Genomic DNA, 22,785 nt, shown 5'->3' with positions numbered 1-22,785 from the left:
TGCTCTCCATCTGTTAACCAGATTTCAGGGGCGTTATAGTACCTAAAACCCCGTTGGAATTTCACCTATGTTCGACCCGCAAGGTTGGTATAGTGGCGCGCGCCGTTGCCCGTCTCCACATTTTAATCAGCGTCCAGCAGGAACATTAGTCAATTTGCTGGTGATTCATAATATATCGCTGCCCGCCGGGCAGTTTGGTCTTCCTTATATAGAAGCATTATTCAGCGGCACACTGGATTGCAACTGTCATCCCAGTTTTAGTGACCTGCAGGACTTGAAAGTCTCCAGCCATTTTGTCATTTACCGCAATGGCAACATAGTACAGCATGTCCCAATCAAAGCCCGGGCCTGGCATGCCGGGAAGTCTGTTTTCCAGGGGCAAGAAAACTGTAATGATTTTAGTATCGGTGTGGAAATGGAAGGTACAGATGATAAGCCTTATGAGGCGGCGCAATATCGTAGCCTGGAAGTCCTGACCCAGGCTATTATGTGTGTTTGCCCTGAGATTAGTTTGGGGCGTATTGTTGGCCATTGCGATATTGCCCCGGGCAGAAAAACGGATCCGGGCCCCGCTTTTAACTGGCAAGAATACCGCACGGCATTGAGGGAGTTATCATGACATTGATCAGTTTGTTACTGGTATTAGCGTTAGAGCGCTCTACCCGGAAAACCCGATATTGGCAGTCGGAATTCTATCTAGGTCAGTATTTCCAGTTTTTGCACAGCAGGGGCTGGCTCAATGAGCAGAGTAACCTTATTGGCATAGCATTGATTGTTATATTGCCAGCCTTAGTGTTGGGAGGCTTGGTATATAGCCTGGATGCTTTTCTTGTGGAGTTCTTGCTCAATACCGCGGTGCTGATGGTGTGCATTGGTTGTCCCAGGTTCAGAGACAGCTACAGAGGTTATCTGCAGGCAGCCAGCCGCGGAGACACTGAAGCAACGCATCTTTACGCGGAGCAATTAGGTTATCCTTGTGACAGTCAAAATAGCTTTGGCCAGTGCCTGGTGTGGATAAACTACCGTCACTATATCGCAGTCAGTCTTTGGTTTGTGGCTTTTGGGGGCGCAGGGGCGGTCTTTTATGTGCTTACCCGCGCCATGCTTGCTCACTTGTCTGAACAGCAGTCTGCTTTGCATTCACAATGGCAGAAAATGATGCAAGCTGTCGATTGGATACCGGCAAGGCTGGCCAGTCTGGGGTTGCTTGTTGTTGGCCATTTCTCACGCGCGTTGCCAGTCTGGTTAGGTTTTGCTTTTGATCTGTCGACGCCTGCCAGGCGTTTGATTACCGATGTAGCTAAAGCGGCAGAATATGTAGAAGATGACAAGGTCACTTGTACTGACGAACCTTGCACTATGGTTAGATTGGTCAAACGCAATATGATGCTGCTGTTGGTTGTTGTCGCGGTCTTGACGCTGAGCGGAATGCTGCGCTGATTTTAAGTTACTTGCTAATTGTTTGCGGGGCCGGGTGGCCCCGTTTATTTATGTAAGACCCTCTTGTTAACTGCTCTGATCAGTTTATCTATCCCTTTTTCAAGTTGAATAAATTGGTCTTACCAATGCGATTTAACCAGTCAAATCACCGCTTTGCCGTATTAATCTTGAATAATGCTGTTGAAATGCCAATGTAAAAATCTTGTTTTACCTGCCTGTCGTTTTGCACTATGCTTATAGGTTAATTGGTATTACCACTTTTAAATGAGTGCAATGCAACGAATTCGCGCCACTAAATTATCCGATGTGATTATGGAACAGTTAGAGTCCATGATTCTTGACGGCAAGCTCACCCCAGGTGAACGCTTGCCTTCTGAGCGTGATTTGGCTGAACGCTTTGCCGTATCCCGGCCCTCGTTGCGTGAAGCTATTCAGAAATTAGAAGTAAAGGGGTTGGTGGTACGCAAGCAAGGCGGTGGTACTTTTGTACAAAGCAAGCTGGCGGTATTAGAGAATGCCCCTTTACTTGAATTGATTGCATCCAGACCTGAGTCACAATTTGATTTGCTGGAGTTTCGTTTGGCGCTGGAGGGTATGGCTGCCTACTACGCGGCATTGCGTGGCAATGAACAGCAGATCGAAGCTATCAAGCAGGCCTACGAAAAGGTTAGGCTGGCACAGGAAAATGACAGGTCAGACTTTGAAGCCCATGCCCAAGGTTTGGCCAGCTTTTATCTGGAAGTGATTCAAGCCTCACATAATATGGTAATGCTACATATATTCATGGGCTTACAGCCCTTGCTTAAGGATAACATCAGGCGAAACCTGGAAGTGCTGTCAACTTACCCTGAGGTAAGTGAGCAAATAGACAGGCAAAGGGTAAGAATACTGGATGCGATTGTGGCCAGTGATCCTGAACAGGCCAGGCTGGCCAGCAACGAGCATTTGGCCTTTATTGAAGAGACCCTGCTCGATATCAACCGGCAGAATACCAATATGCAACGCACCCTGCGTCGCATAGAAATGCCAGAATAAACAACAGAATGTCGGCGGATAAAGCGGTGTTTTGCACTATCTTTATCCACTAGCCCCATTCATCAATGAAAGGAAAGCGCTATGGCAGAACTGATTAAGCCAGACGTGGATCCCCAGGAAACACAAGAATGGCTTGAGGCACTCGAGGCGGTACTGGAAAACGAAGGTACTGAGCGAGCCCATTTCCTGCTTGAATCTCTGATTGAAAAAGCCCGTCGTAACGGTGCGTATTTGCCCTATACGGCGACAACCGCATACGTGAATACGATTCCGGCTGGCCAGGAGCCAACTATGCCGGGCGATCAGACTATCGAAGCCAGGATCCGCAGTGCCATTCGCTGGAATGCGTTGATGATGGTGGTGCGGGCGTCTAAGAAAGATCTCGAGCTGGGCGGACATATCTCCAGTTTCGCGTCTTCAGCCATGTTATACGATGTGGGCTTCAACCACTTTTTCCGCGCCCCAAGCGATAAAGATGGCGGTGACTTCCTGTATATTCAGGGTCACGTGTCACCTGGTATCTATTCCCGCGCCTTTGTTGAAGGTCGCCTGAGTGAAGAAAAACTGGATCTGTTCCGTCAGGAAGCCGATGGTCAGGGCCTCTCTTCTTATCCTCACCCTAAATTAATGCCTGACTTCTGGCAGTTCCCTACCGTGTCTATGGGTTTGGGGCCAATGCAGGCAATTTATACTGCCCGCTTCCTTAAGTATCTGACCGATCGTGGCCTGAAGGATTGCTCCAACCAGCGCGTATGGTGCTTTATGGGTGACGGTGAGTGTGATGAGCCTGAAAGCTTGGGTGCTATCGGCCTGGCTGCCCGCGAAGGCCTGGATAACCTGACTTTCGTCATTAACTGTAACCTGCAGCGTTTGGATGGTCCGGTACGGGGTAACGGCAAGATTGTTCAAGAGCTGGAAGGCACCTTCCGTGGTGCTGGCTGGGAAGTGTTCAAGGTATTGTGGGGCCGCTACTGGGATCCACTATTTGCCCGTGATACCACAGGTAAACTGATTGACCTGATGAACGAAACCGTTGACGGTGAATACCAGAACTACAAGGCCAAGGGCGGCGCGTACACCCGTGAGAAGTTCTTTGGTAAGTACCCTGAGCTGAAAGAAATGGTTGCCAATATGTCAGATGAAGATATCTGGCGTTTGAACCGTGGTGGTCATGATCCAGTGAAAGTCTATGCTGCCTATAAGCGCGCCACCGAAACCAAAGGCCGTCCACAGGTCATCCTGGCTAAAACCGTTAAAGGTTATGGTATGGGCTCTGCTGGTGAAGGTAAGAACATTGCTCACCAGGTGAAGAAAATGGATATGGATGCGATTAAGCACTTCCGTGACCGTTTCAATATCCCGGTTTCCGACGACAAGTTGACCGACTTACCTTATTTCCGCTTTGACGACGACAGTGCAGAAATGAAATATCTGCGTGAGCGTCGTGAAGCGCTAAATGGTTTTATGCCGGTGCGCAAACCCTTAAGTGCAGAGAACCTGCCTGCACCGGCGCTGAGCGCCTTTGATGCTATCACTAAAGGTTCTGGTGAGCGTGAAATCTCCACCACTATGGCTTTTGTACGTGTACTGACCGCTATGTTAAAAGACAAGCAGGTTGGCCAGCGCGTGGTGCCTATTATTCCGGATGAAGCCCGTACTTTTGGTATGGAAGGCTTGTTCCGCCAGGTGGGTATTTACTCCAGTCAGGGGCAGAAGTACGAGCCTCAGGATGCCGATCAGGTCGCTTACTATCGTGAAGATAAGAAGGGCCAGGTATTACAGGAAGGCATTAACGAACTTGGGGCCATGGCATCCTGGTTGGCGGCGGGTACGTCCTATGCCAACAATGATTTGCCGATGATCCCGGTGTATATCTACTACTCCATGTTTGGGTTCCAACGTGTTGGTGACCTGGCATGGGCCGCTGGTGACAGCCAGTGTCGTGGTTTCCTGGTCGGTGGCACCGCCGGTCGTACCACGCTAAATGGTGAGGGTTTGCAGCACCAGGACGGTCACAGCCATATTCAGGCGGGCTGTATTCCTAACTGTGTTACCTATGACCCTACCTACGGTTATGAAGTAGCAGTTATCGTGCAAGACGGCATGCGTCGCATGTTCGAAGAGCAGGAAAACGTCTTCTATTACCTGACGGTGATGAACGAGAACTACGCGCAACCTGCCATGCCTAAAGGTGTGGAAGAAGGCATTATCAAGGGTATCTACAAGCTTGAGTCGGTGCAGGCTGAAAAGGCTAAGCACAGTGTTAAGCTGTTAGGTTCAGGTACTATTTTTCTGCAGGTGCGTGAAGCGGCCCGTATTCTCAAAGAAGAGTATGCCATCAGCTCTGACGTATACAGTGTACCGTCCTTCAACGAGCTGGCGCGTGATGGTCTGGATTGCGAGCGTTTCAATATGCTACACCCGCAAGCCGATGAAAAAGTCGCGTACATCACTCAGGTGCTGAATGCGGGTGTGGACGGCCCAACTATTGCCGCTACCGACTATATGAAGTCTTACGCTGACCAGGTTCGCGCTTTTGTTCCCGGCCAATTCAAGGTACTGGGTACCGACGGTTTCGGTCGTTCCGATAGTCGCGCTAATCTGCGTCGTCATTTTGAGGTGGATGCTGCATCTATTGTGGTGGCTAGCCTGCATGAACTGGCTAAAGCCGGTAAGATTGAGCGTAAGGTAGTGAGCGAGGCGATTGCCAAGTTCGGTATCGACGCCGATAAAATTAACCCGCTGTACGCCTGATAGGGAGGAAGAGTATGTCTAACTTGAAAGATGTCCTGGTTCCCGATGTCGGTGGGGATGAAGTCGAAGTCATTGAGATCTGTGTCGCCGTTGGCGACCAGATCGAAGCTGAACAGTCACTGATTACGGTTGAAAGTGATAAAGCCAGTATGGATATCCCAGCCCCTTTTGCCGGTACGGTAAAAGAGATCCTGGTGAGTGTGGGCGATAAAGTTGGTCAGGATAAACTGATCCTCAAGGTGGAAGCAGCCGAAGCCTCTGCTGCCGCTGAAACCCCTGTCGCTCAAGAAGCGCCTACCGAGCCTGCGTCCAGTGCCCCTGCAGCACCAATTGAAGCGCCTGCCGCTGCACCAGTCAGTGGCGCCAGCCAAATTATTGAAGTCACTGTACCGGATATCGGCGATGCCGCCGATGTGGATGTGATTGAAGTACTGGTTGCTGTAGGTGACAAGGTAGAAGCCGAAACCGGTCTGATTACGCTGGAAACCGATAAAGCCACCATGGATGTGCCCGCGCCTAAGGCCGGTACGGTCAAAGAATTGAAAGTCAAAACCGGCGATAAAGTCTCCGAGGGCTCCTTGATTCTGTTGCTGGAAGTCGGTGCAAGCAGCAGTGCTGAGGCGGTCCCGGCTGCATCTGCTCCTGCGACTTCCGCTGAGGCAATGCCTGCCGCCGCGCCTGCGGGGCAGCCCGAAGTGAAGGAAGTGGTCGTACCGGATATCGGTGATGCCTCTGATGTGGATGTTATCGAGGTGCTGGTAGCGGTAGGTGATAAGGTCGAAGCCGAAGCTGGCCTGATTACCCTGGAAACCGACAAGGCCACCATGGATGTACCTGCACCTTTTGCCGGTACCATCAAAGAGTTGAAGATTAAAACCGGTGATAAGGTCAGCCAGGGCAGCCTGATTGCTCTGATTGAAACTTCAAGCGCTGCCTCTGTGGAGCCTGCGCCTGCTAAACAAGAAGCCGCCGCGCCCCCTGCGCCCAGCGCAGCCCCAGCCAGTGCTTCACGCCCACCGCCTGTACCGCATCACCCCAGTGCCGGTGAGATAAAGTCATCCGGTAAAGTGCATGCGTCGCCTGCTGTGCGTCGTTTAGCCCGCGAGTTTGGTGTTGATTTGTCCTTGGTCAGTGGCACGGGCCCTAAGAGCCGAATTCTTAAGGAAGACGTGCAATCTTACGTGAAGTACGAGTTGTCACGTCCCAAAGCCAGTGTTGGCTCTGCTGTGGCCGCTGGTAGCGGTGGATTGCAAGTTATTGCCCAGCCTAAGGTGGACTTCAGCAAGTTTGGTGAAGTGGAAGAAGTGGCACTGACCCGTATTCAGAAACTGTCAGGTCCTAACTTGCATCGTAACTGGGTTACTATCCCGCATGTTACCCAGTTCGAAGAGGCAGATATCACCGAGCTGGAAGCCTTCCGTAAGGAACAAAACCAGCTGGCTGACAAGAAAAAACTGGGCTTCAAGATCACGCCTTTGGTCTTTATCATGAAGGCCGTGGCTGACGCACTGAAAGCCTATCCGGTATTTAACAGTTCGCTGTCTGAATCCGGTGAAAGCCTGATTATGAAAAAATACATCCATATCGGTATTGCCGTAGATACGCCCAACGGGCTGGTAGTGCCGGTGGTACGTGATGTGAATAAGAAGGGCATTTACGAGCTCTCGCAAGAACTGATGGAAATCAGTGTTAAAGCCCGTGACGGTAAGCTGAAAGCCGCCGACATGCAGGGCAGCTGCTTTACCATTTCCAGTTTGGGTGGCATTGGTGGTACGGCCTTTACGCCTATCGTCAACGCACCGGATGTGGCGATTCTTGGCGTATCCAAGAGCGACATCAAGCCCAAGTGGAATGGCAAGGAGTTTGAACCCAGGCTGATGCTGCCGTTATCACTGTCTTATGATCACCGCGTAATTGACGGCGCGCTGGCTGCACGTTTTGCCGTGCATTTAAGCAGTGTAATGGGCGATATCCGTCAGATGTTGCTGTAGTCGGGGTCACTCCGACAATCTTACCTGCGGTGTTGCACTAAAGTTTGACACCGCAGGTTTTGCCAAGCAGGGCCAGCGTAGGTATCATTCGCCGGTCTGCAAAGGATAGAACAACTTTTACCCCTGAACGATTGAGGTCACTAATGAGCGAGATTAAAACGCAACTGGTTGTGCTTGGTGCAGGACCGGGTGGTTACTCCGCCGCTTTCCGCGCGGCTGACTTAGGCATTGAAACTGTTATCGTCGACGCCCGTGAAACCCTGGGCGGCGTATGTCTTAACGTGGGCTGTATTCCTTCTAAAGCGCTATTGCACGTGGCTAAAGTAATTGACGATGCACGTGAAATGGCTGCCCATGGCGTGAGTTTCGGTGAACCTCAAATCGATCTGGACAAAGTACGCGGCTGGAAAGACAGCGTCGTTGGTCAGTTGACCAAAGGCCTGTCCGGTATGTCTAAAATGCGTAAAGTGCAACATGTTCAGGGTTACGGCAAATTCACCGGCAGCAACACCTTAGTTGTTGAGGGTAAAGATGGCAAAACCACTATTCAGTTTGACAACGCCATTATCGCTGCGGGTTCTGAGCCAGTATCTCTGCCGTTCATTCCTAAAGACGATCCTCGCGTTATCGATTCTACCGGTGCACTGGAAATGAAAGACATTCCAGGCAAAATGCTGGTATTAGGTGGCGGTATTATCGGTCTGGAAATGGGCACAGTGTACAGAGCTCTGGGTTCACAGATTGATGTGGTTGAGTTCCTGGACCAACTGGTACCGGCAGCGGATAAAGACATCATCAAGGTTTACCAGAAGTACGTAAAAGACAAGTTCAACGTGATGCTGGAAACCAAAGTGACCGGCGTTGAAGCCAAAGACGATGGTCTGTACGTGAGTTTCGAAGGCAAGCAAGCCCCAGCCGAAGCAGTACGTTACGACAAAGTGCTGGTTGCTGTTGGTCGTCGCCCTAACGGCGGTTTACTGGATGCCGACAAAGCCGGTGTAAAAGTAGACGAGCGTGGTTTTATCAGCGTAGATAAGCAGATGAAGACCAACGTCAACAATATTTATGCTATTGGTGACTTGGTTGGCCAACCTATGCTGGCGCACAAAGCTGTGCATGAAGGCCATGTGGCTGCTGAAGTTATCGCAGGTAAGAAACATTACTTCGATCCGCGTTGCATTCCTTCTGTCGCTTATACCGATCCGGAAATTGCTTGGGTAGGTCTGACCGAGAAAGAAGCCAAAGAGAAGGGTGTGAAGGTTGAAACTGCGACCTTCCCATGGGCTGCTTCTGGTCGTGCCATTGCCTCTGGTCGTACCGAAGGTATGACCAAAATGATCTTCGAAAAAGATAGCGGTCGTGTTGTGGGTGGTGCCATTGTAGGTATCAACGCGGGTGAGATGCTGGGCGAAATTGGTCTGGCTATCGAAATGGGCGCGGATGCTGAAGATGTGGCATTGACTATTCATGCGCACCCAACGCTGAACGAGTCTATTGGCCTGGCTTCCGAAATTTTCGAAGGCAGCATCACTGACTTGCCTAACCCTAAGGCGAAGAAGAAGTAAGCGTTAACATTGCTTTACTGTAAAAGGGCGCCGTAACGGCGCCTTTTGACGTTATTGGGCTTTCAAATCCTTTCAATCAGGGTAAATTACGCTGACTAAAATAACAAAGGAACATCAATGAAGCCTATTCTCCCCGCCATTCTGGCGACCTCTATCCTGGCTGGTTGTTCACAGCAAGCCATGCAACCTACAGAGCAATCTATGCAGGCAAACGAGCAGACTATTCAATACGTTAAAACCAGAAAATCGGACCATGTGGACAACTATTTTGGCGCGCAAGTCCCTGATCCTTATCGTTGGTTGGAAGATGATCGCAGCGAAGAAACCGCTCAGTGGGTTAAAGCACAAAATGAGGTGACCTTCGGTTACCTGGAGCAGATCCCTTATCGTGATGAAATTAAACAGCGTATCACCAAGTTGTGGAACTATGAGCGGGTCGGCGCGCCCTTTAAAGAGGGCAACTATACCTACTTCTTTAAAAACGACGGCTTGCAAAATCAATCTGTACTGTATCGTACCGATAGCCAAGGTAATACCGAGCTCTTCCTCGACCCTAACCAATTCAGTGCAGATGGCACTACGTCATTAGCTGGCCTGAGCTTTTCCAAAGACGGCAGCAAATTAGCTTACTCCATATCTGAAGGTGGCAGTGACTGGCGCAAGGTTATTGTTATTGACAGCCAGACTAAAGAACAGTTGGAAGCGCCGCTGGTTGATATTAAGTTCAGTGGGATCGCCTGGTACGGCAATGAAGGCTTTTATTATTCCAGCTATGACAAGCCTGATGGCAGTGAACTGTCGGCTAAAACCGACCAACATAAGCTTTATTATCACAAACTGGGGCAGCCTCAGGCCGATGACAGCCTGGTTTATGGCGGCATTGATGCCGAGAAACACCGCTATGTAGGTGGTTATGTTACCGAAGATGACAGGTATCTGGTGGTGGAAGCCGCTGTGTCTACGTCGGGTAACAAGCTTTACATCCGAGATTTAAACAAGCCCGATGGTCAGTTGATAACAGTGCTGGATCATACGGATTCAGATACATCGGTACTGGAGAGTATGGGTGACGAACTGTTGCTGGTAACTAACCTTAACGCGCCAAACAAGAAAGTGGTTAAAGTGTCAGCCGCTGCGCCTGGGGTGGAAAACTGGCAGGACTTTATTGCCCAGACCGACAATGTGCTGACCATTACCACAGGCGCGGGTTATTTGTATGCCGAGTATATGGTGGATGCGATTTCCAAGGTCATTCAGTATGACTATCAGGGCAAGCAGGTACGTACTGTTGAATTGCCTGGGGTAGGCAGCGTGGGCGGCTTTAGCGCCAAACAAGACGACAAAGAGGTGTACTACTATTTTGGTAATTACACCATGCCAAATACCATCTTTGCCTTTGCACCACAAACCGGTGAATCAGAAGTGTATTACCGGCCACAGGTGGCCTTTGACACTGACGCCTTTGAGTCCAAACAGGTGTTCTATCAATCCAAAGACGGTACTCAGGTACCTATGATTATCACCTATAAAAAAGGCACTAAACTGGATGGCAGCAACCCCACCCAGCTTTATGGTTATGGCGGTTTTAATGCCAGCCTGACACCGGGTTTTTCGTCCGCCTGGGCTGGCTGGTTGGATCTGGGGGGCATCGTAGCCGTTGCTAACTTACGTGGTGGTGGTGAATACGGTAAGGCCTGGCACAAAGCCGGCACGCAAATGCAAAAGCAAAATGTGTTTGATGATTTTATTGCTGCTGCAGAGTACCTGATTGAAAACAACTACACCGATTCCAATCATTTGATGGTTCGTGGTGGTTCTAACGGTGGCTTGCTGGTTGGCGCGGTGATGACCCAACGACCTGATTTGATGAAAGTAGCCATTCCTCAGGTCGGCGTATTGGATATGCTGCGTTATCATACCTTTACCGCCGGGGCGGGCTGGGCTTATGACTATGGTACGGCCGAAGACAACCAAGCCATGTTTGAATATCTTAAGGGTTATTCACCTGTGCATAATGTCAAAGCCGGTGTGCAGTATCCGGCCACCCTGGTTACTACCGGCGATCACGACGATCGTGTGGTGCCAGCACATTCCTTTAAGTTTGCCGCTGAGCTGCAGGCTAAACAGTCTGGCAGCAATCCCACCTTGATCCGCATTGAAACTAATGCCGGTCATGGTGCCGGTACTCCCACGGCTAAGCAGATTGAGCTATACGCAGATATGTATGCCTTTGCTCTTTACAATATGGGTATTCGCAAACTTTAAGCGATTAAAAAACGCTGAATCACGGCGGACTTTCGAGTCCGCCGTTTCTTTTTACAAAGTTGTAATTTAGCAAGTTCTGCTACAGACTCAGTTAACCGCTGTTTTTGTAAAAGGTTTTAACAACTTGATGCGTGGTGTAGGTCCTACTGCGGTATTGCTTATTATGATAAGCAGCCTCATTTGTAAGGACGCTTTCGCACAGGACGTCGAAGCGCTTTTCAATCTGACTTTTGATGAACTGCTGGAGCAGCAGGTCAGCATATCGTCACGGGATGCCGTCTCGCTAGATGCCAGCCCCTCTACTGTTACCCTGTTTACCCGTCAAATGCTGGATCGTCTGGCTGTCGCCAATCTGTATGATTTACTGAATTACGTGCCGGGTTTTCAGGTCACCCGGGGCGACTGGGTGGGCGCTGTCCCTAAAGAACATGCCCGGGGCGTTTATCTGGACAATGGTTACGTGCTGTTTATGGTGGACGGACAGCGAGTAAATGAAATCTCTTTCGGCAAAGCGTCGGTGTATATGCCTTTTATTCCACTGAGCATAGCCGAACGGGTTGAAGTTATCCGTGGACCTGGTTCGGCACTGTATGGCAGCAATGCGTTTATGGGTGTGGTTAATCTAATTACCCGCAAAGAAGGCAATATGCTAATGCCGCGTCTGGGCAGTAGAGGAAGTCGCGGTTTATCGCTCGCCTATTTTACGGACTGGCAAGGACTGGATTGGCAGTTTTTACTGGATGTCGACCACCAAGGCGCTGCAAGCCACCAGTTTTATCAGTCTCTTGTCAGGGATCCAAGAGATAATGTCTTCGCTCAGTTGGGCGTACAAAGTGAGGCCTGGCACCTGACAGGTCGCTATGCCAGAGCCAAGATGAATGGCTATATCAATTTGGGTGGGGCCAGTGCAGATAACCGTTATCAATCGGAGAACATTGGCATTGAAGGCGGCCTGAAGTGGTGGCAGGGAGAACAGGGTACACTGACCAGTACGTTGGATATCAGTGAGCACCGAATTTCCAGTGCAGGCTTGCTACTGACGGCAGAACAAGCTGGTCTATCGGATGATTTTTTTAACGGCCCCCATTGGATCACCCGTAATGTGCAATTCAGTACTGATTGGGTTAAACCAATAAGCCAGATCTTGGAACTGAGCGCCGGATTAGTCTGGTTGGACGCCGAGCAAACCCAAGCCGGTGCCATGACCAGTCACTTAGTAGATGGTGTGTTTTTGTTGGATGACCGCGCTTACCTTGGTGGGATCCAGCGTGTTGAGCAGATTGATGAGTTTGCTGCGCTGCTGGCCAGTCAGGATGCTCGCAGCGCTTATGTGCAATTCAAGTGGCAGGCAGCGAGGGACTGGCAGGTATATCTGGGCGGTCGAGTCGATAAAGTGGAGCGGTTATCCACAAACTGGTCACCTAGACTGGCACTGATCCATGACGTCAATGCCGCGCACAGTATCCGCTTACAATATGGTGAGGCGTTCCGCACACCGACGATAAACGAACTTTTCTCCAGCGATGCCGTTACCCAAGGCAACCCCGAGTTACAACAGGAAAAAATTGCGACCTTCGAAGTACTGTGGCGATGGCAGGGAGAGCGGGCACAACTGGAAACCGTCTTGTTTCAAAACAACATGCGTGATTTTGTTAACAAGGTGGAGACGCAACAAGACAGCCGTTTTACCTTTGCCAATATCAGCAAGCACAGTATCCAAGGCGTCGAGTCGACGTTGAATACCAAGTTTGGTTCGCATTGGGAAACACAGATAGCTTATACCGCACTTTTTGATCAGCCTTTTAATGCCAGCTTTAAGCGTTATGGTAATTTCAGGTTAGGTTATCAGGATGAAGTTTTCAGCCTCAATTGGGACTTGCTGTGGCGTGGAGAAGTTGCACAAGGTGAATTTAGTCAGTCGGCGTACGTTTTACTCAATTTGCTGGGGCGTTGGCAATGGCGGGAGCACCAAGCCTGGACCTTATCTGTTAGCAACCTCTTGGATAAAACATATCAAGTCTACGAGCCCAGGCTGGCTCAAGCAGCCATGCCCGGGGAACGTCGTCAATTGATGTTGGGGTTTCAGTGGATATTCTGATTATTCTTTATCCACCATTACTGAGAGTCTAGGTAATCCGGCCCTGGCTGCTTGATCCAATACGCGCACCACTACGCCGTGTTTAGTCTCTTTGTCGGCCTGAATCACCGCATTTTCGGTAATGTTTTCGGCCAAAAAGCTCTGAATGTTGGCTTCAACACGTTCGATATCAATCTGCCTGCCATTCATATAAACAAAGCCGTTGGCATCTATCTTAATGGAAACATTTTTACTCGGCTTATTGCTTTTTTGTGCATCGTCTGGACGGTTGACTATCAGGCCTTTCTCTTTGACAAAGGAGGTCGTCACAATAAAAAAGATCAGCATGATAAATACAATATCCAGCATTGGGGTCATATCAATGTTGGCGTCTTCTGTTTCTCTGTTGTGTTTTTTCTTCATCATTGCCCTCGCTACGAACCATTCACACTCCCTCTGGGTGATTCGCATTAGTACAATATCGTCCTTACCTTATAGTCATCGAAAATAGACAGTTGTGCAAATAAACAACAGTTTAATCTGGAACAAATGCCAATTTAAGAAAATGAAAGGGAACCTTGACCTTTCCATAAGGTTAAGGTTTAAAGTTCAAGGTACTTGGCAAGGCCTCTAAGGTTGTTTACTCTTAGCACCCGAGGCAGAAAGTTGTCTCTGCTTTATAAATGAATAAGATATCCCAGTGAAAATTGTTACTTGTCTGATACTGATCGTTACGCTGATGGTGGGCACTCATGTGCCAAGCCAGGATGACGCATTGGTGTCTGCCCAGTCACATCATATGCAGCATGACCATATGGAAATGCAGCATGATTGTTGTGACGAGGGAGAGCAGGTGGCAATGATGGATATGCATGAGGATGTCTGTGGCGACGAATGCGGACAAAGCGATTGCGCTACGCATTGTGTTAGCCATGGTGGCTTGCTGGCCGGTTTGGCTGCGCCGCCGCCACTGGCCACTCAAGAACGTCTAAGTCTGATTCCTGCTGAATTGCGTCGTCTGCCGTCGAATCTATTCCGCCCTCCTAATGCCTGAATAAGCCCGATTTTTTCGTTTTTGCTTATTCAGGAGTTGTTATGAAACCATTTATATATGCAGGTTTGCTTAGCGCTGTATTGCTAAGCTCGCCAGTTGTGGCTCAGCAGAGTCACGATCACAGCCAAACGCCAAGTCAGGCCCAGCAGGATGCGGTAACGGGAGATGTTCGTTACGTATGCCCCATGCACAGCCATATTGTTAAAGACCACCCAGGGAGTTGCCCCATATGTGGCATGGACCTGGAGCCTGTTAGTTTGAATGCCAATGCCCAGCAGGACGGCCCGGTTATTCAGGTCAGTGGCCAAATCCAGCAAGCCATGTCCATTCATACCCAAATCGTAGAAAGGGATGATATGTGGAAATATATCAAGACCCTGGGCACGGTAAGCTTCGATGAGTCGGCCATTTCTCATGTACACCCCAGAGTGTCTGGATGGCTGGAAAAGCTCACTGCTCATGCAGTGGGTGAGCGGGTTGAAAAAGGTGAGCTGTTATTTACCTTGTATTCCCCCGAACTGGTGGTTGCTCAGGACGATTATTTGCAAGTGATAAAAGGGGCCAGCGGTGCTTCCCGTGAGCGTTTAATCAAGCAAGCCCGGTTGCGTTTGAAGCTACTCGGTATTGATGAAAAGGTGATTAGTGAACTGGAAAAAAGCGGCCAGTCCTTCTACACCGTGCCTTTTTATGCCCAGCAATCCGGGGTGCTTACGGCATTGAATGTGCGCCACGGTATGTATGTCACCCCTAATGTTGAAATGCTGTCTATTTCAGATCTTAAACAGTTGTGGGTGATTGCCGACGTGTTCGAAAACCAGTTCGACTGGTTGAAGTTAGGCAAGCCAGCGGAAGTGAGTTTAGATGGCTTGGGCGTCCACGGTATGGAAGTCAACATCGATTACATTTATCCGCAGCTTGACCCTATCACCCGCAGTATGAAAGTACGTCTAAGTTTAGATAATCCTCTGGAACGTATTAAGCCCGGTATGACCGCCGAGGTGGCCATATTTGGCGGTCCTTTGCGTGATGTTTTGGTAATGGATAAACAAGCCTTGATTCAAACCGGACAAGGTAGTCGGGTTATTGTTAAAACCGACGAGCAGCACTTTGCCGTGCGTAAAGTGCAAACCGGTATGCAGGCAAGGGGAATGGTAGAAGTCCTGTCAGGCCTGGAAGAAGGCGATGAGGTGGTGGTGTCCGGACAGTTTTTGCTCGACTCCGAGGCTAGCCTGGCGGCTGGTTTACAGCGTCTTGAAAGCGCTGGTCACAACCACTAGGGGGGTCTTATGCTGAGTAAATTGATAGAACTGGCCGTGCGCCAGCGTATGCTGGTGCTGCTGTTTAGCGCGCTCTTGGCCCTGGCGGGCTGGCAAGCGATGCGTGGCTTAAATGTTGACGCTATTCCAGACCTGTCTGATGTGCAGGTCATCATCAAAACGCCTTACCCAGGACAAAGCCCGGAATTGGTCGAGCAGCAGGTGACTTATCCGCTGGCCAATATGATGATGGCGGTACCTGGTGCCAGAACGGTGCGCGGTTTTTCCTTTTATGGCGACTCTTACCTCTATGTATTGTTTGAGGATGGTACTGATATTTATTGGGCCCGTTCCAGGGTGCTGGAGTACCTGAATCAGGCTGCCAGCCAACTGCCCGAAGGGGTGCAGCCGCAATTAGGACCTGATGCCACCGGAGTAGGCTGGGTGTACCAGTATGCGCTGGTTGATCACAGCGGTAAGTGGGATCTGTCTGATCTGAAAAGCCTGCAGGACTGGTTTTTAAAGCAAGAACTGCAGTCGGTTAGCGGTGTCTCAGAAGTCGCGACGGTAGGGGGGATGACCCGCACCTATCAGATTGTCCTCGATCCCCTCAAATTGGCTGGTTATCAGATGTCGGTAGAGCAGGTTATTCAGGCCGTGCGCAACCATAACGGCGAGACAGGCGGTGCTTCTGTGGAAATGGCCGAAGCCGAGTATATGATTCGGGTGCGTGGCTATTTGCAGTCTATAGAGGATATTCAAACTATCCCATTGGGTAAACGTAACGCCGGTAACGTCGCCTTGTATCTGGAGGATGTTGCTGAGGTTCGTTTGGGGCCGCAGCTCAGGCGCGGCATTGCCGAACTGGATGGCAAGGGTGAAGTGGTAGGCGGCATTGTGGTGATGCGCAGTGGCGAGAATGCCCGCCAGGTCATTGATAAAGTGAAGCAGCGACTGGAAGAGTTAAAGAGCAGCCTGCCTGACGGTGTGGAAATTGTGCCCACGTACGACAGGGCGGATTTTATTCAACGTGCGGTGGACAATCTGTCTGACAAACTGATGATGGAAATGGTCCTGGTGTCGGTGGTGCTGATGCTGTTCTTGTGGCACGTGGGCTCCATTATGGTGGCGGTTCTGGTGTTGCCTCTGGCCCTGCTGGCGGCCTTTGGGCTGATGCGTATGCTGGATATCAGCGCCAATATCATGAGTTTGGGGGGAATCGCCATTGCCATAGGCGCGCTGGTGGATGCCGCGATTGTGATGATAGAAAATCTGCACAAACATCTGGAACAATTTGAGCATAAACAAGGACGAAGGCCGGATAATACCGAGCATTGGCAACTGGTGAGCCAAGCCTGTAAACAAGTGGGGCCAGCCTTGTTTATGTCGTTGCTGATTATTACTGCCAGCTTTTTCCCGGTCTTTGTGCTGGAAGGACAAGAAGGGCGATTGTTCACTCCCTTGGCCATGACTAAATCCTTCGCCATGGCGGCTGCCGCCTTGCTTGCCGTCACTTTGGTACCTGTGTTGATGGGCTACTGGGTGCGGGGAAAAATTGTTCCTGAAAACAAAAATATCTTGTCGCGGATTCTAATTGCCATGTATCGCCCTGTGCTGACAAAAGCCCTGGCCTGGCCAAAAACCTGTTTGTTGATTGCTTTGTTGCTGATGCTAAGTGGTGCCTATCCGCTATCTAAATTGGGTAAAGAATTTATGCCGCAAATCGAAGAGGGTGATTTGCTGTATATGCCAACCACGCTGCCGGGAATTAGTGCTGGGAAAGCCGCTCAGCTTTTACAACAAACCGACAGGCTGATTGCACAAATTCCTGAAGTGAAGAGAGTGTTTGGCAAGATAGGACGGGCGGAAACGGCCACAGACCCGGCGCCGCTGACCATGCTGGAGACCACTATTCAGCTTAAGCCAAGGGAAGAGTGGCGCCCAGGTATGACACTGGACAAAGTCATTGGCGAGTTGCAGGCAACGGTGAAGTTTCCTGGATTAACTAATGCCTGGGTGCAGCCCATCAAAACCCGTATCGACATGCTATCCACCGGCATTAAGACCCCCTTGGGGCTGAAAATTTCCGGGCCCGAGCTGACCCAAATTGAAGCCATAGGTCAGGATGTTGAGCGTGTCTTGAGTCAGTTACCGGCAACACGCTCTGTTTATTCCGAACGGGTAGCTGCCGGACGTTACCTGGATATTGAGCCAAATCTGGTGGCGCTGGGTGAATACGGTATCAGCCTGGCTCAGTTGCAAGGCATTATACGCCAGGCCGTGGGCGGCGCTAAAGTGACGGACATGGTTATCGGCAACGAGCGTTACCCGGTGAATGTGCGTATTGATGCACAGTATCGCGAAGATCTGGATGCTTTAGCCAGCTTACCTATTAGCACCGCCGAGGGCGTGTTTGTACCCTTGTCGGCATTAGCCAGTCTGCATCTTAAGGATGGGCCAGCCATGATTAAAAGTGAGAATGCCCGACAGGTGGGATGGGTGTTTGTGGATATTCAGGATGTGTCTGTGGGGGAGTACCTGAATCAGGCCAGGGTGCTGTTGGATGAGCAACTGACCTTACCCGCCCGTTATTCGGTGCAGTGGTCAGGGCAATATGAGTCCATCAAACGTGTAGAAGCCAAATTGATTCAACTGGTGCCATTAACCTTATTGCTTTGCCTGGTCTTGTTGTACTTTACCCTGTCCAGTTGGCGACAAAGCCTGGTGGTCATGTTAACCCTGCCCATTGGCCTAAGTGGTAGCCTCTGGTTGATTTGGCTGTTAGGTTTCAACCTGTCTATCGCCGTAATTGTGGGAATGATCGCATTGGCGGGGGTGGCAGCTGAGTTTGGTGTGGTAATGTATTTGTATCTGAATCATGCCTGGCAGGATGCAGAAAGCCGGGATCGTCAGAGCCTTTATCAAGCGACAGTTTCTGGCGCGGTGCAGCGCATTCGTCCCAAAGCTATGACAGTTATCACTGTGCTGGCAAGTTTGCTGCCGATTATGCTGACTCAGGGCACCGGCCATGAGGTCATGCAGCGTATAGCCGCACCTATGTTAGGGGGAATGGTACTGGCTCCCCTTGTTTCGCTATTTGTGATTCCGGTAATTTTTTATATGCTGGAACGCAAGCGTAACAATCTGGCCAGGATTTAGTGCAACAACTTGAGTTTTTTGATATCCCTAGTCCCTGTATTGGTGTGTGCCAAAGCGGGGACAAAGGATATTGTATTGGTTGTTTTCGTACCCGCGAGGAACGGCTGTATTGGCATCAAATTGATGCTGATGTTAAGCGCAAAATTATCCGTGCCTGTCAAATGCGTAAGCGACGGGCTGTAGCGGGTGGGAAAGCCGCGAAAGGTGCGGATGGCACGATACAACAACAACTGGAATTTGATGAGGACCAGCCATAATGCGAGCGACTGATTTAGCCAGATACGCCAGCCAATCTTTTGCCCTGCCGGACACATGCAGCCGGATCAGGACTTTGTTGGATGATGTCAGTGCTGATTCGGCCGATATCGCTGAGGTGATTGCGTTAGACCCTTCTCTAAGCTCCAAGTTATTGAAGCTGGCCAACAGTGCCTTGTTTCGTTTTCCTGCTCAAATTAACTCAATTCCTAAAGCTGTTGGCATCATTGGTGGTGAAGCCTTGTACAACCTCGCCCTGGCTGAAACCGCCACCTCGGCGTTTCGGCATTTTTCCAGTGAGGCTATAAATCTGCGTCGCTTCTGGCAGCAGAGTGTGTATTGCGGATTATTAGCTAAGCACCTGGCCAAAACCGCCAAGATACGCGCCAGTGAACAGTATTTTGTTATGGGCTTACTACACCAATTCAGCGAGTTGGTGGTAGCCAGCAAAAATGCCGACTTGGCTCATGAGTGTGAAATTTACCAAGCCGGGCAATTACCCTGGCAGCGTCAGGAGCGGCTGTTAGGCTTTACTTATGCCCAATGCTCTGGGCTGATTCTTGAGCAGTGGCATTTACCTGAGCAGTTTTGTTATGTCATCAGCAATGTGCATAAGGAAGTCCACGCCAAAGACGGTAAAGACATTGCCATTGGCCAACTAGCTGTGCGTTTGGCACTGCATATGGTGGACAGCAGATACGAGCTGGATGTCTTGCTGTCACCCATTGTCCTGAAAAAACTGAAGCTGGGTGAAGAAGATATTCAAGATGTGATTAAGTTCACGCAAATGGATGCTCATAAACTGTTGGCTATGATGAATCCGGAGTTGTTTTAACGCCGGATTTTTTGGCCGCTCCTAATTATTTTCAGATTCCTTTAATACGGGGCCAATTGAGAATTATTCCCATCTTATTCATCCTGTTTATTAAATATTAATCAACATCACTGAAATTTATACTGGTTATAAGTGAACTAAAGGTTGGGTAAATTTAAATCTTCACACTAAACCCTTATACTTGTCAGGTTTTAATGTTCCTGCCAGAAACTGGACAACCAGTTTTTTACGGCAGCTAACTCAAGAAGAGGACCAAACTGTGTTAGAAGCATATCGTCAACACGTTGCAGAACGTGCCGCTGAAGGTGTCCCTCCAAAGCCTCTGAGCGCCGAACAGGTCGCCGAGCTGGTTGAACTGTTAAAAAATCCCCCTGCCGGTGAAGAAGCCTTCCTGGTTGAACTGATTTCCGAGCGTGTGCCTCCCGGTGTGGATGAAGCCGCATACGTTAAGGCTGGTTTCCTGAGCGCTATCGTTAAAGGTGAAGCCAGCTCTCCTTTGCTTAGCAAAGACGCTGCCGTACAACTGCTGGGCAATATGCATGGTGGTTACAACATTGCTACCCTGGTTGAGCTGCTGGACAACAACGAGTTGGCCGAGCAAGCTGCTGAAGAGCTGAAGCATACTTTGCTGATGTTTGATGCCTTCCACGATGTGGAAGAGAAAGCCAAAGCCGGTAATAGTTATGCTAAAGAGGTGATGCAGTCCTGGGCTGATGCCGAGTGGTTCACTAGTCGTCCTGAATTGGCCGAGAAGATCACTGTTACCGTGTTTAAGGTAACGGGTGAGACCAACACCGATGACCTGTCTCCTGCACCAGATGCCTGGTCACGCCCTGATATTCCTTTGCATGCCCGTGCCATGTACAAGATGACCCGTGACGGTCTGACGCCTGAAACACATGGCGAGGTTGGCCCGCTTAAACAGATCGAAGAAATTAAAGCCAAAGGTCACCCTGTTGCTTTTATTGGTGATGTAGTGGGAACCGGTTCTTCACGTAAGTCTGCGACCAACTCGGTATTGTGGTACTTCGGTGAAGATATGCCTGGCGTACCAAACAAGCGCAGTGGCGGTATCTGTTTTGGCTCTAAAGTTGCGCCTATTTTCTTCAATACCATGGAAGATGCCGGTGCACTGGTGTTTGAAGCCGATGTAGATAAGATGGAAATGGGCGATGTTATCGATATCTACCCATTTGAAGGCAAGATCAAGAATGCCGAAACCGGTGAACTTTTAGCCGAATACAGCTACAACTCCAAAGTTATCCTTGATGAAGTCCGTGTTGGTGGCCGTATCAATATGATTATTGGTCGTGGCTTGACTGAGAAAGCACGTGAATCATTGGGTTTACCTCCTGCTGATTTCTTCCGCGTTCCTGAGCAGCCTGCTGATTCCGGCAAAGGCTTCACGCTGGCGCAGAAAATGGTCGGTCGTGCCTGTGGTGTTGAAGGTATCCGTCCTGGTACTTACTGTGAGCCTAAGATGACCACTGTGGGTTCTCAGGACACCACAGGTCCTATGACCCGTGATGAACTAAAAGACCTGGCTTGCCTTGGCTTCTCTGCTGATTTGACCATGCAGTCATTCTGTCACACTGCGGCCTATCCTAAGCCGGTTGATATTGATACTCAGCACACCCTGCCAGACTTTATTATGAACCGTGGCGGCGTGTCTTTGCGTCCTGGTGACGGTATTATCCACAGCTGGCTGAACCGTATGTTGTTGCCTGATACCGTAGGTACAGGTGGTGACTCGCATACCCGTTTCCCCATTGGTATTTCCTTCCCGGCCGGTTCTGGTCTGGTGGCTTTTGCGGCCGCTACCGGCGTTATGCCTCTGGATATGCCTGAATCAGTGCTGGTGCGCTTTAAGGGTAAAATGCAACCTGGTATCACCCTGCGTGACCTGGTGCATGCCATCCCACTTTACGGTATCAAGCAAGGTCTGCTGACTGTTGCTAAGAAAGGTAAAGTAAATGCTTTCTCTGGTCGTATTCTGGAAATTGAAGGTCTGGAAGACTTGACCGTTGAGCAGGCGTTTGAATTGTCAGATGCCTCTGCCGAGCGTTCTGCTGCTGGCTGTACCATCAAGCTGTCTCCAGAGTCTATTTCTGAGTACCTGAACTCCAACATCACTATGCTGCGCTGGATGATCAGCCATGGTTACGGTGATCCTCGTACCCTTGAGCGTCGTGCACGTAAGATGGAAGAGTGGTTGGCTAAGCCTGAATTGATGCAAGCCGATGCTGATGCGGAATACGCTGAAGTGATCGAAATCGATCTGGCTGATATTAAAGAGCCTATCGTGTGCTGCCCGAATGACCCGGATGACGCTAAGACCCTGTCTGACGTAGCTGGTGATAAGGTAGACGAAGTCTTTATCGGTTCTTGTATGACCAACATTGGTCACTTCCGTGCTGCAGGTAAATTGCTGGAGCAGAATAAAGAAGCCCTGACTACACGTCTGTGGATGTCACCACCGACTAAGATGGACCAGGCGCAACTGATGGAAGAAGGCTACTACAACATCTACGGTCGTGCTGGTGTGCGTACCGAAATGCCAGGCTGTTCACTCTGTATGGGTAACCAGGCACGTGTAGCCGCTGGCAGCACTGTGTTGTCTACTTCTACCCGTAACTTCCCCAACCGTTTGGGTGATGGTGCCAATGTGTACCTGACCTCTGCGGAGCTGGCGGCGGTTGGTGCCATTCTGGGACGTATCCCGACCACTGAAGAATATCTGCAATACGCCAGTAAGATTGACTCTATGGCCGGTGATATCTACCGCTACCTGAACTTCGACCGTATGGACGAGTTTAAAAAGGCTGAGCAGAAAGCTAAGGCAGAGATCATTCCTACTTTGAATGTTGCCTGATAGCTGACTAAGCATTGAAAAGCCGGGACTTGTCCCGGCTTTTTTATGTCCAGGGATGGACGGTATGCCGATGTTGTCGGGAATATTCATCGGCGATGTCCAGGGATGGACGGTATGCCGATGTTGTCGGGAATATTCATCGGCGATGTCCAGGGATGGACGGTATGGCGCGATGGCATGGAAGCCATAGAGCGCCGATGTCCATGGGTGGACGGGCAGAAAAACTG

The 22,785-nt window shown here is 50.0% G+C and carries 15 protein-coding genes; 14 read left to right on the top strand and 1 reads right to left on the bottom strand.

The features are described 5' to 3' along the window. Positions 1–67 precede the first annotated feature (67 nt). The 8 genes from ampD to IEX02_RS09230 all read left to right on the top strand — a co-directional run bounded on the left by ampD (position 68) and on the right by IEX02_RS09230 (position 13,148). On the top strand, positions 68–619 hold the full coding sequence (ampD, locus tag IEX02_RS09265; protein ID WP_188693608.1) for a 1,6-anhydro-N-acetylmuramyl-L-alanine amidase AmpD: 552 nt from the start codon (positions 68–70) through the stop codon (positions 617–619). Next, complete coding sequence (gene ampE / locus IEX02_RS09260) at positions 616–1,440, top strand: beta-lactamase regulator AmpE (RefSeq protein ID WP_188693605.1); 825 nt, start codon at positions 616–618, stop codon at positions 1,438–1,440. Before ampD ends, ampE begins: the two co-directional genes overlap by 4 nt. 273 nt (positions 1,441–1,713) lie before the next feature. Beyond that, a complete protein-coding gene (gene pdhR, locus IEX02_RS09255) occupies positions 1,714–2,475 on the top strand; it encodes a pyruvate dehydrogenase complex transcriptional repressor PdhR (protein ID WP_188693602.1) in 762 nt (253 codons plus the stop codon). A gap of 81 nt (positions 2,476–2,556) precedes the next feature. Further along, positions 2,557–5,229, top strand: a complete 2,673-nt coding sequence (gene aceE / locus IEX02_RS09250; protein WP_188693599.1) for a pyruvate dehydrogenase (acetyl-transferring), homodimeric type — start codon at positions 2,557–2,559, stop codon at positions 5,227–5,229. A gap of 14 nt (positions 5,230–5,243) precedes the next feature. Next, positions 5,244–7,220: a pyruvate dehydrogenase complex dihydrolipoyllysine-residue acetyltransferase gene (aceF, locus tag IEX02_RS09245; RefSeq protein WP_188693596.1), complete on the top strand. Its 1,977-nt coding sequence runs from the start codon at positions 5,244–5,246 to the stop codon at positions 7,218–7,220. 143 nt (positions 7,221–7,363) lie between these two features. Next, positions 7,364–8,785 carry a dihydrolipoyl dehydrogenase gene (gene lpdA / locus IEX02_RS09240; RefSeq protein ID WP_188693594.1) on the top strand — a complete coding sequence of 474 codons (1,422 nt, stop codon included), beginning with the start codon at positions 7,364–7,366 and terminating at the stop codon, positions 8,783–8,785. Positions 8,786–8,902: 117 nt separating this feature from the next. Then, a complete protein-coding gene (locus IEX02_RS09235) occupies positions 8,903–11,050 on the top strand; it encodes a prolyl oligopeptidase family serine peptidase (RefSeq protein WP_188693591.1) in 2,148 nt (715 codons plus the stop codon). 127 nt (positions 11,051–11,177) lie between these two features. Next, positions 11,178–13,148, top strand: coding sequence for a TonB-dependent receptor plug domain-containing protein (locus tag IEX02_RS09230; RefSeq protein WP_188693588.1), 1,971 nt, complete (start codon positions 11,178–11,180; stop codon positions 13,146–13,148). Here the strand turns inward: IEX02_RS09230 and IEX02_RS09225 are convergent, their stop codons facing one another. Next, the gene (locus IEX02_RS09225) at positions 13,149–13,553 is read right to left on the bottom strand and encodes an ExbD/TolR family protein (protein ID WP_188693585.1); all 405 of its coding nucleotides are present in this window, start codon (positions 13,551–13,553) and stop codon (positions 13,149–13,151) included. It lies immediately after the preceding gene. Between the two features lie 274 nt (positions 13,554–13,827). Here IEX02_RS09225 and IEX02_RS09220 point away from each other — a divergent pair, with 274 nt between their 5' ends. The 6 genes from IEX02_RS09220 to acnB all read left to right on the top strand — a co-directional run bounded on the left by IEX02_RS09220 (position 13,828) and on the right by acnB (position 22,558). Beyond that, complete coding sequence (locus IEX02_RS09220; RefSeq protein WP_188693581.1) at positions 13,828–14,181, top strand: hypothetical protein; 354 nt, start codon at positions 13,828–13,830, stop codon at positions 14,179–14,181. 41 nt (positions 14,182–14,222) lie between these two features. Beyond that, complete coding sequence (locus IEX02_RS09215; protein ID WP_188693578.1) at positions 14,223–15,458, top strand: efflux RND transporter periplasmic adaptor subunit; 1,236 nt, start codon at positions 14,223–14,225, stop codon at positions 15,456–15,458. Between the two features lie 9 nt (positions 15,459–15,467). Further along, on the top strand, positions 15,468–18,596 hold the full coding sequence (locus IEX02_RS09210) for an efflux RND transporter permease subunit (RefSeq protein WP_188693576.1): 3,129 nt from the start codon (positions 15,468–15,470) through the stop codon (positions 18,594–18,596). Then, the gene (locus IEX02_RS09205) at positions 18,596–18,853 is read left to right on the top strand and encodes a DUF1289 domain-containing protein (protein WP_188693573.1); all 258 of its coding nucleotides are present in this window, start codon (positions 18,596–18,598) and stop codon (positions 18,851–18,853) included. The genes IEX02_RS09210 and IEX02_RS09205 overlap by 1 nt, the downstream gene beginning before the upstream one ends. After that, on the top strand, positions 18,853–19,686 hold the full coding sequence (locus tag IEX02_RS09200; protein ID WP_188693570.1) for an HDOD domain-containing protein: 834 nt from the start codon (positions 18,853–18,855) through the stop codon (positions 19,684–19,686). Before IEX02_RS09205 ends, IEX02_RS09200 begins: the two co-directional genes overlap by 1 nt. 259 nt (positions 19,687–19,945) lie before the next feature. Further along, positions 19,946–22,558, top strand: coding sequence for a bifunctional aconitate hydratase 2/2-methylisocitrate dehydratase (acnB, locus tag IEX02_RS09195; RefSeq protein WP_188693567.1), 2,613 nt, complete (start codon positions 19,946–19,948; stop codon positions 22,556–22,558). Positions 22,559–22,785: the final 227 nt, after the last annotated feature.

The sequence above is a fragment of the Bowmanella pacifica genome, assembly GCF_014645355.1.
In the GTDB taxonomy this organism is placed as follows: Bacteria; Pseudomonadota; Gammaproteobacteria; order Enterobacterales; family Alteromonadaceae; genus Bowmanella; species Bowmanella pacifica.
This window is presented reverse-complemented; position numbering and strand designations above follow the sequence as displayed.

What these genes read in the sequence shown, in the direction of transcription:
- aceF (WP_188693596.1), top strand. Translation starts at nt 5,244, where the DNA reads ATGTCTAACTTGAAAGATGTCCTGGTTCCCGATGTCGGTGGGGATGAA.
- IEX02_RS09200 (WP_188693570.1), top strand. Translation starts at nt 18,853, where the DNA reads ATGCGAGCGACTGATTTAGCCAGATACGCCAGCCAATCTTTTGCCCTG.
- IEX02_RS09210 (WP_188693576.1), top strand. Translation starts at nt 15,468, where the DNA reads ATGCTGAGTAAATTGATAGAACTGGCCGTGCGCCAGCGTATGCTGGTG.
- IEX02_RS09215 (WP_188693578.1), top strand. Translation starts at nt 14,223, where the DNA reads ATGAAACCATTTATATATGCAGGTTTGCTTAGCGCTGTATTGCTAAGC.
- ampD (WP_188693608.1), top strand. Translation starts at nt 68, where the DNA reads ATGTTCGACCCGCAAGGTTGGTATAGTGGCGCGCGCCGTTGCCCGTCT.
- IEX02_RS09230 (WP_188693588.1), top strand. Translation starts at nt 11,178, where the DNA reads ATGCGTGGTGTAGGTCCTACTGCGGTATTGCTTATTATGATAAGCAGC.
- IEX02_RS09225 (WP_188693585.1), bottom strand. Translation starts at nt 13,553, where the DNA reads ATGATGAAGAAAAAACACAACAGAGAAACAGAAGACGCCAACATTGAT.
- ampE (WP_188693605.1), top strand. Translation starts at nt 616, where the DNA reads ATGACATTGATCAGTTTGTTACTGGTATTAGCGTTAGAGCGCTCTACC.
- lpdA (WP_188693594.1), top strand. Translation starts at nt 7,364, where the DNA reads ATGAGCGAGATTAAAACGCAACTGGTTGTGCTTGGTGCAGGACCGGGT.
- aceE (WP_188693599.1), top strand. Translation starts at nt 2,557, where the DNA reads ATGGCAGAACTGATTAAGCCAGACGTGGATCCCCAGGAAACACAAGAA.
- pdhR (WP_188693602.1), top strand. Translation starts at nt 1,714, where the DNA reads ATGCAACGAATTCGCGCCACTAAATTATCCGATGTGATTATGGAACAG.
- IEX02_RS09235 (WP_188693591.1), top strand. Translation starts at nt 8,903, where the DNA reads ATGAAGCCTATTCTCCCCGCCATTCTGGCGACCTCTATCCTGGCTGGT.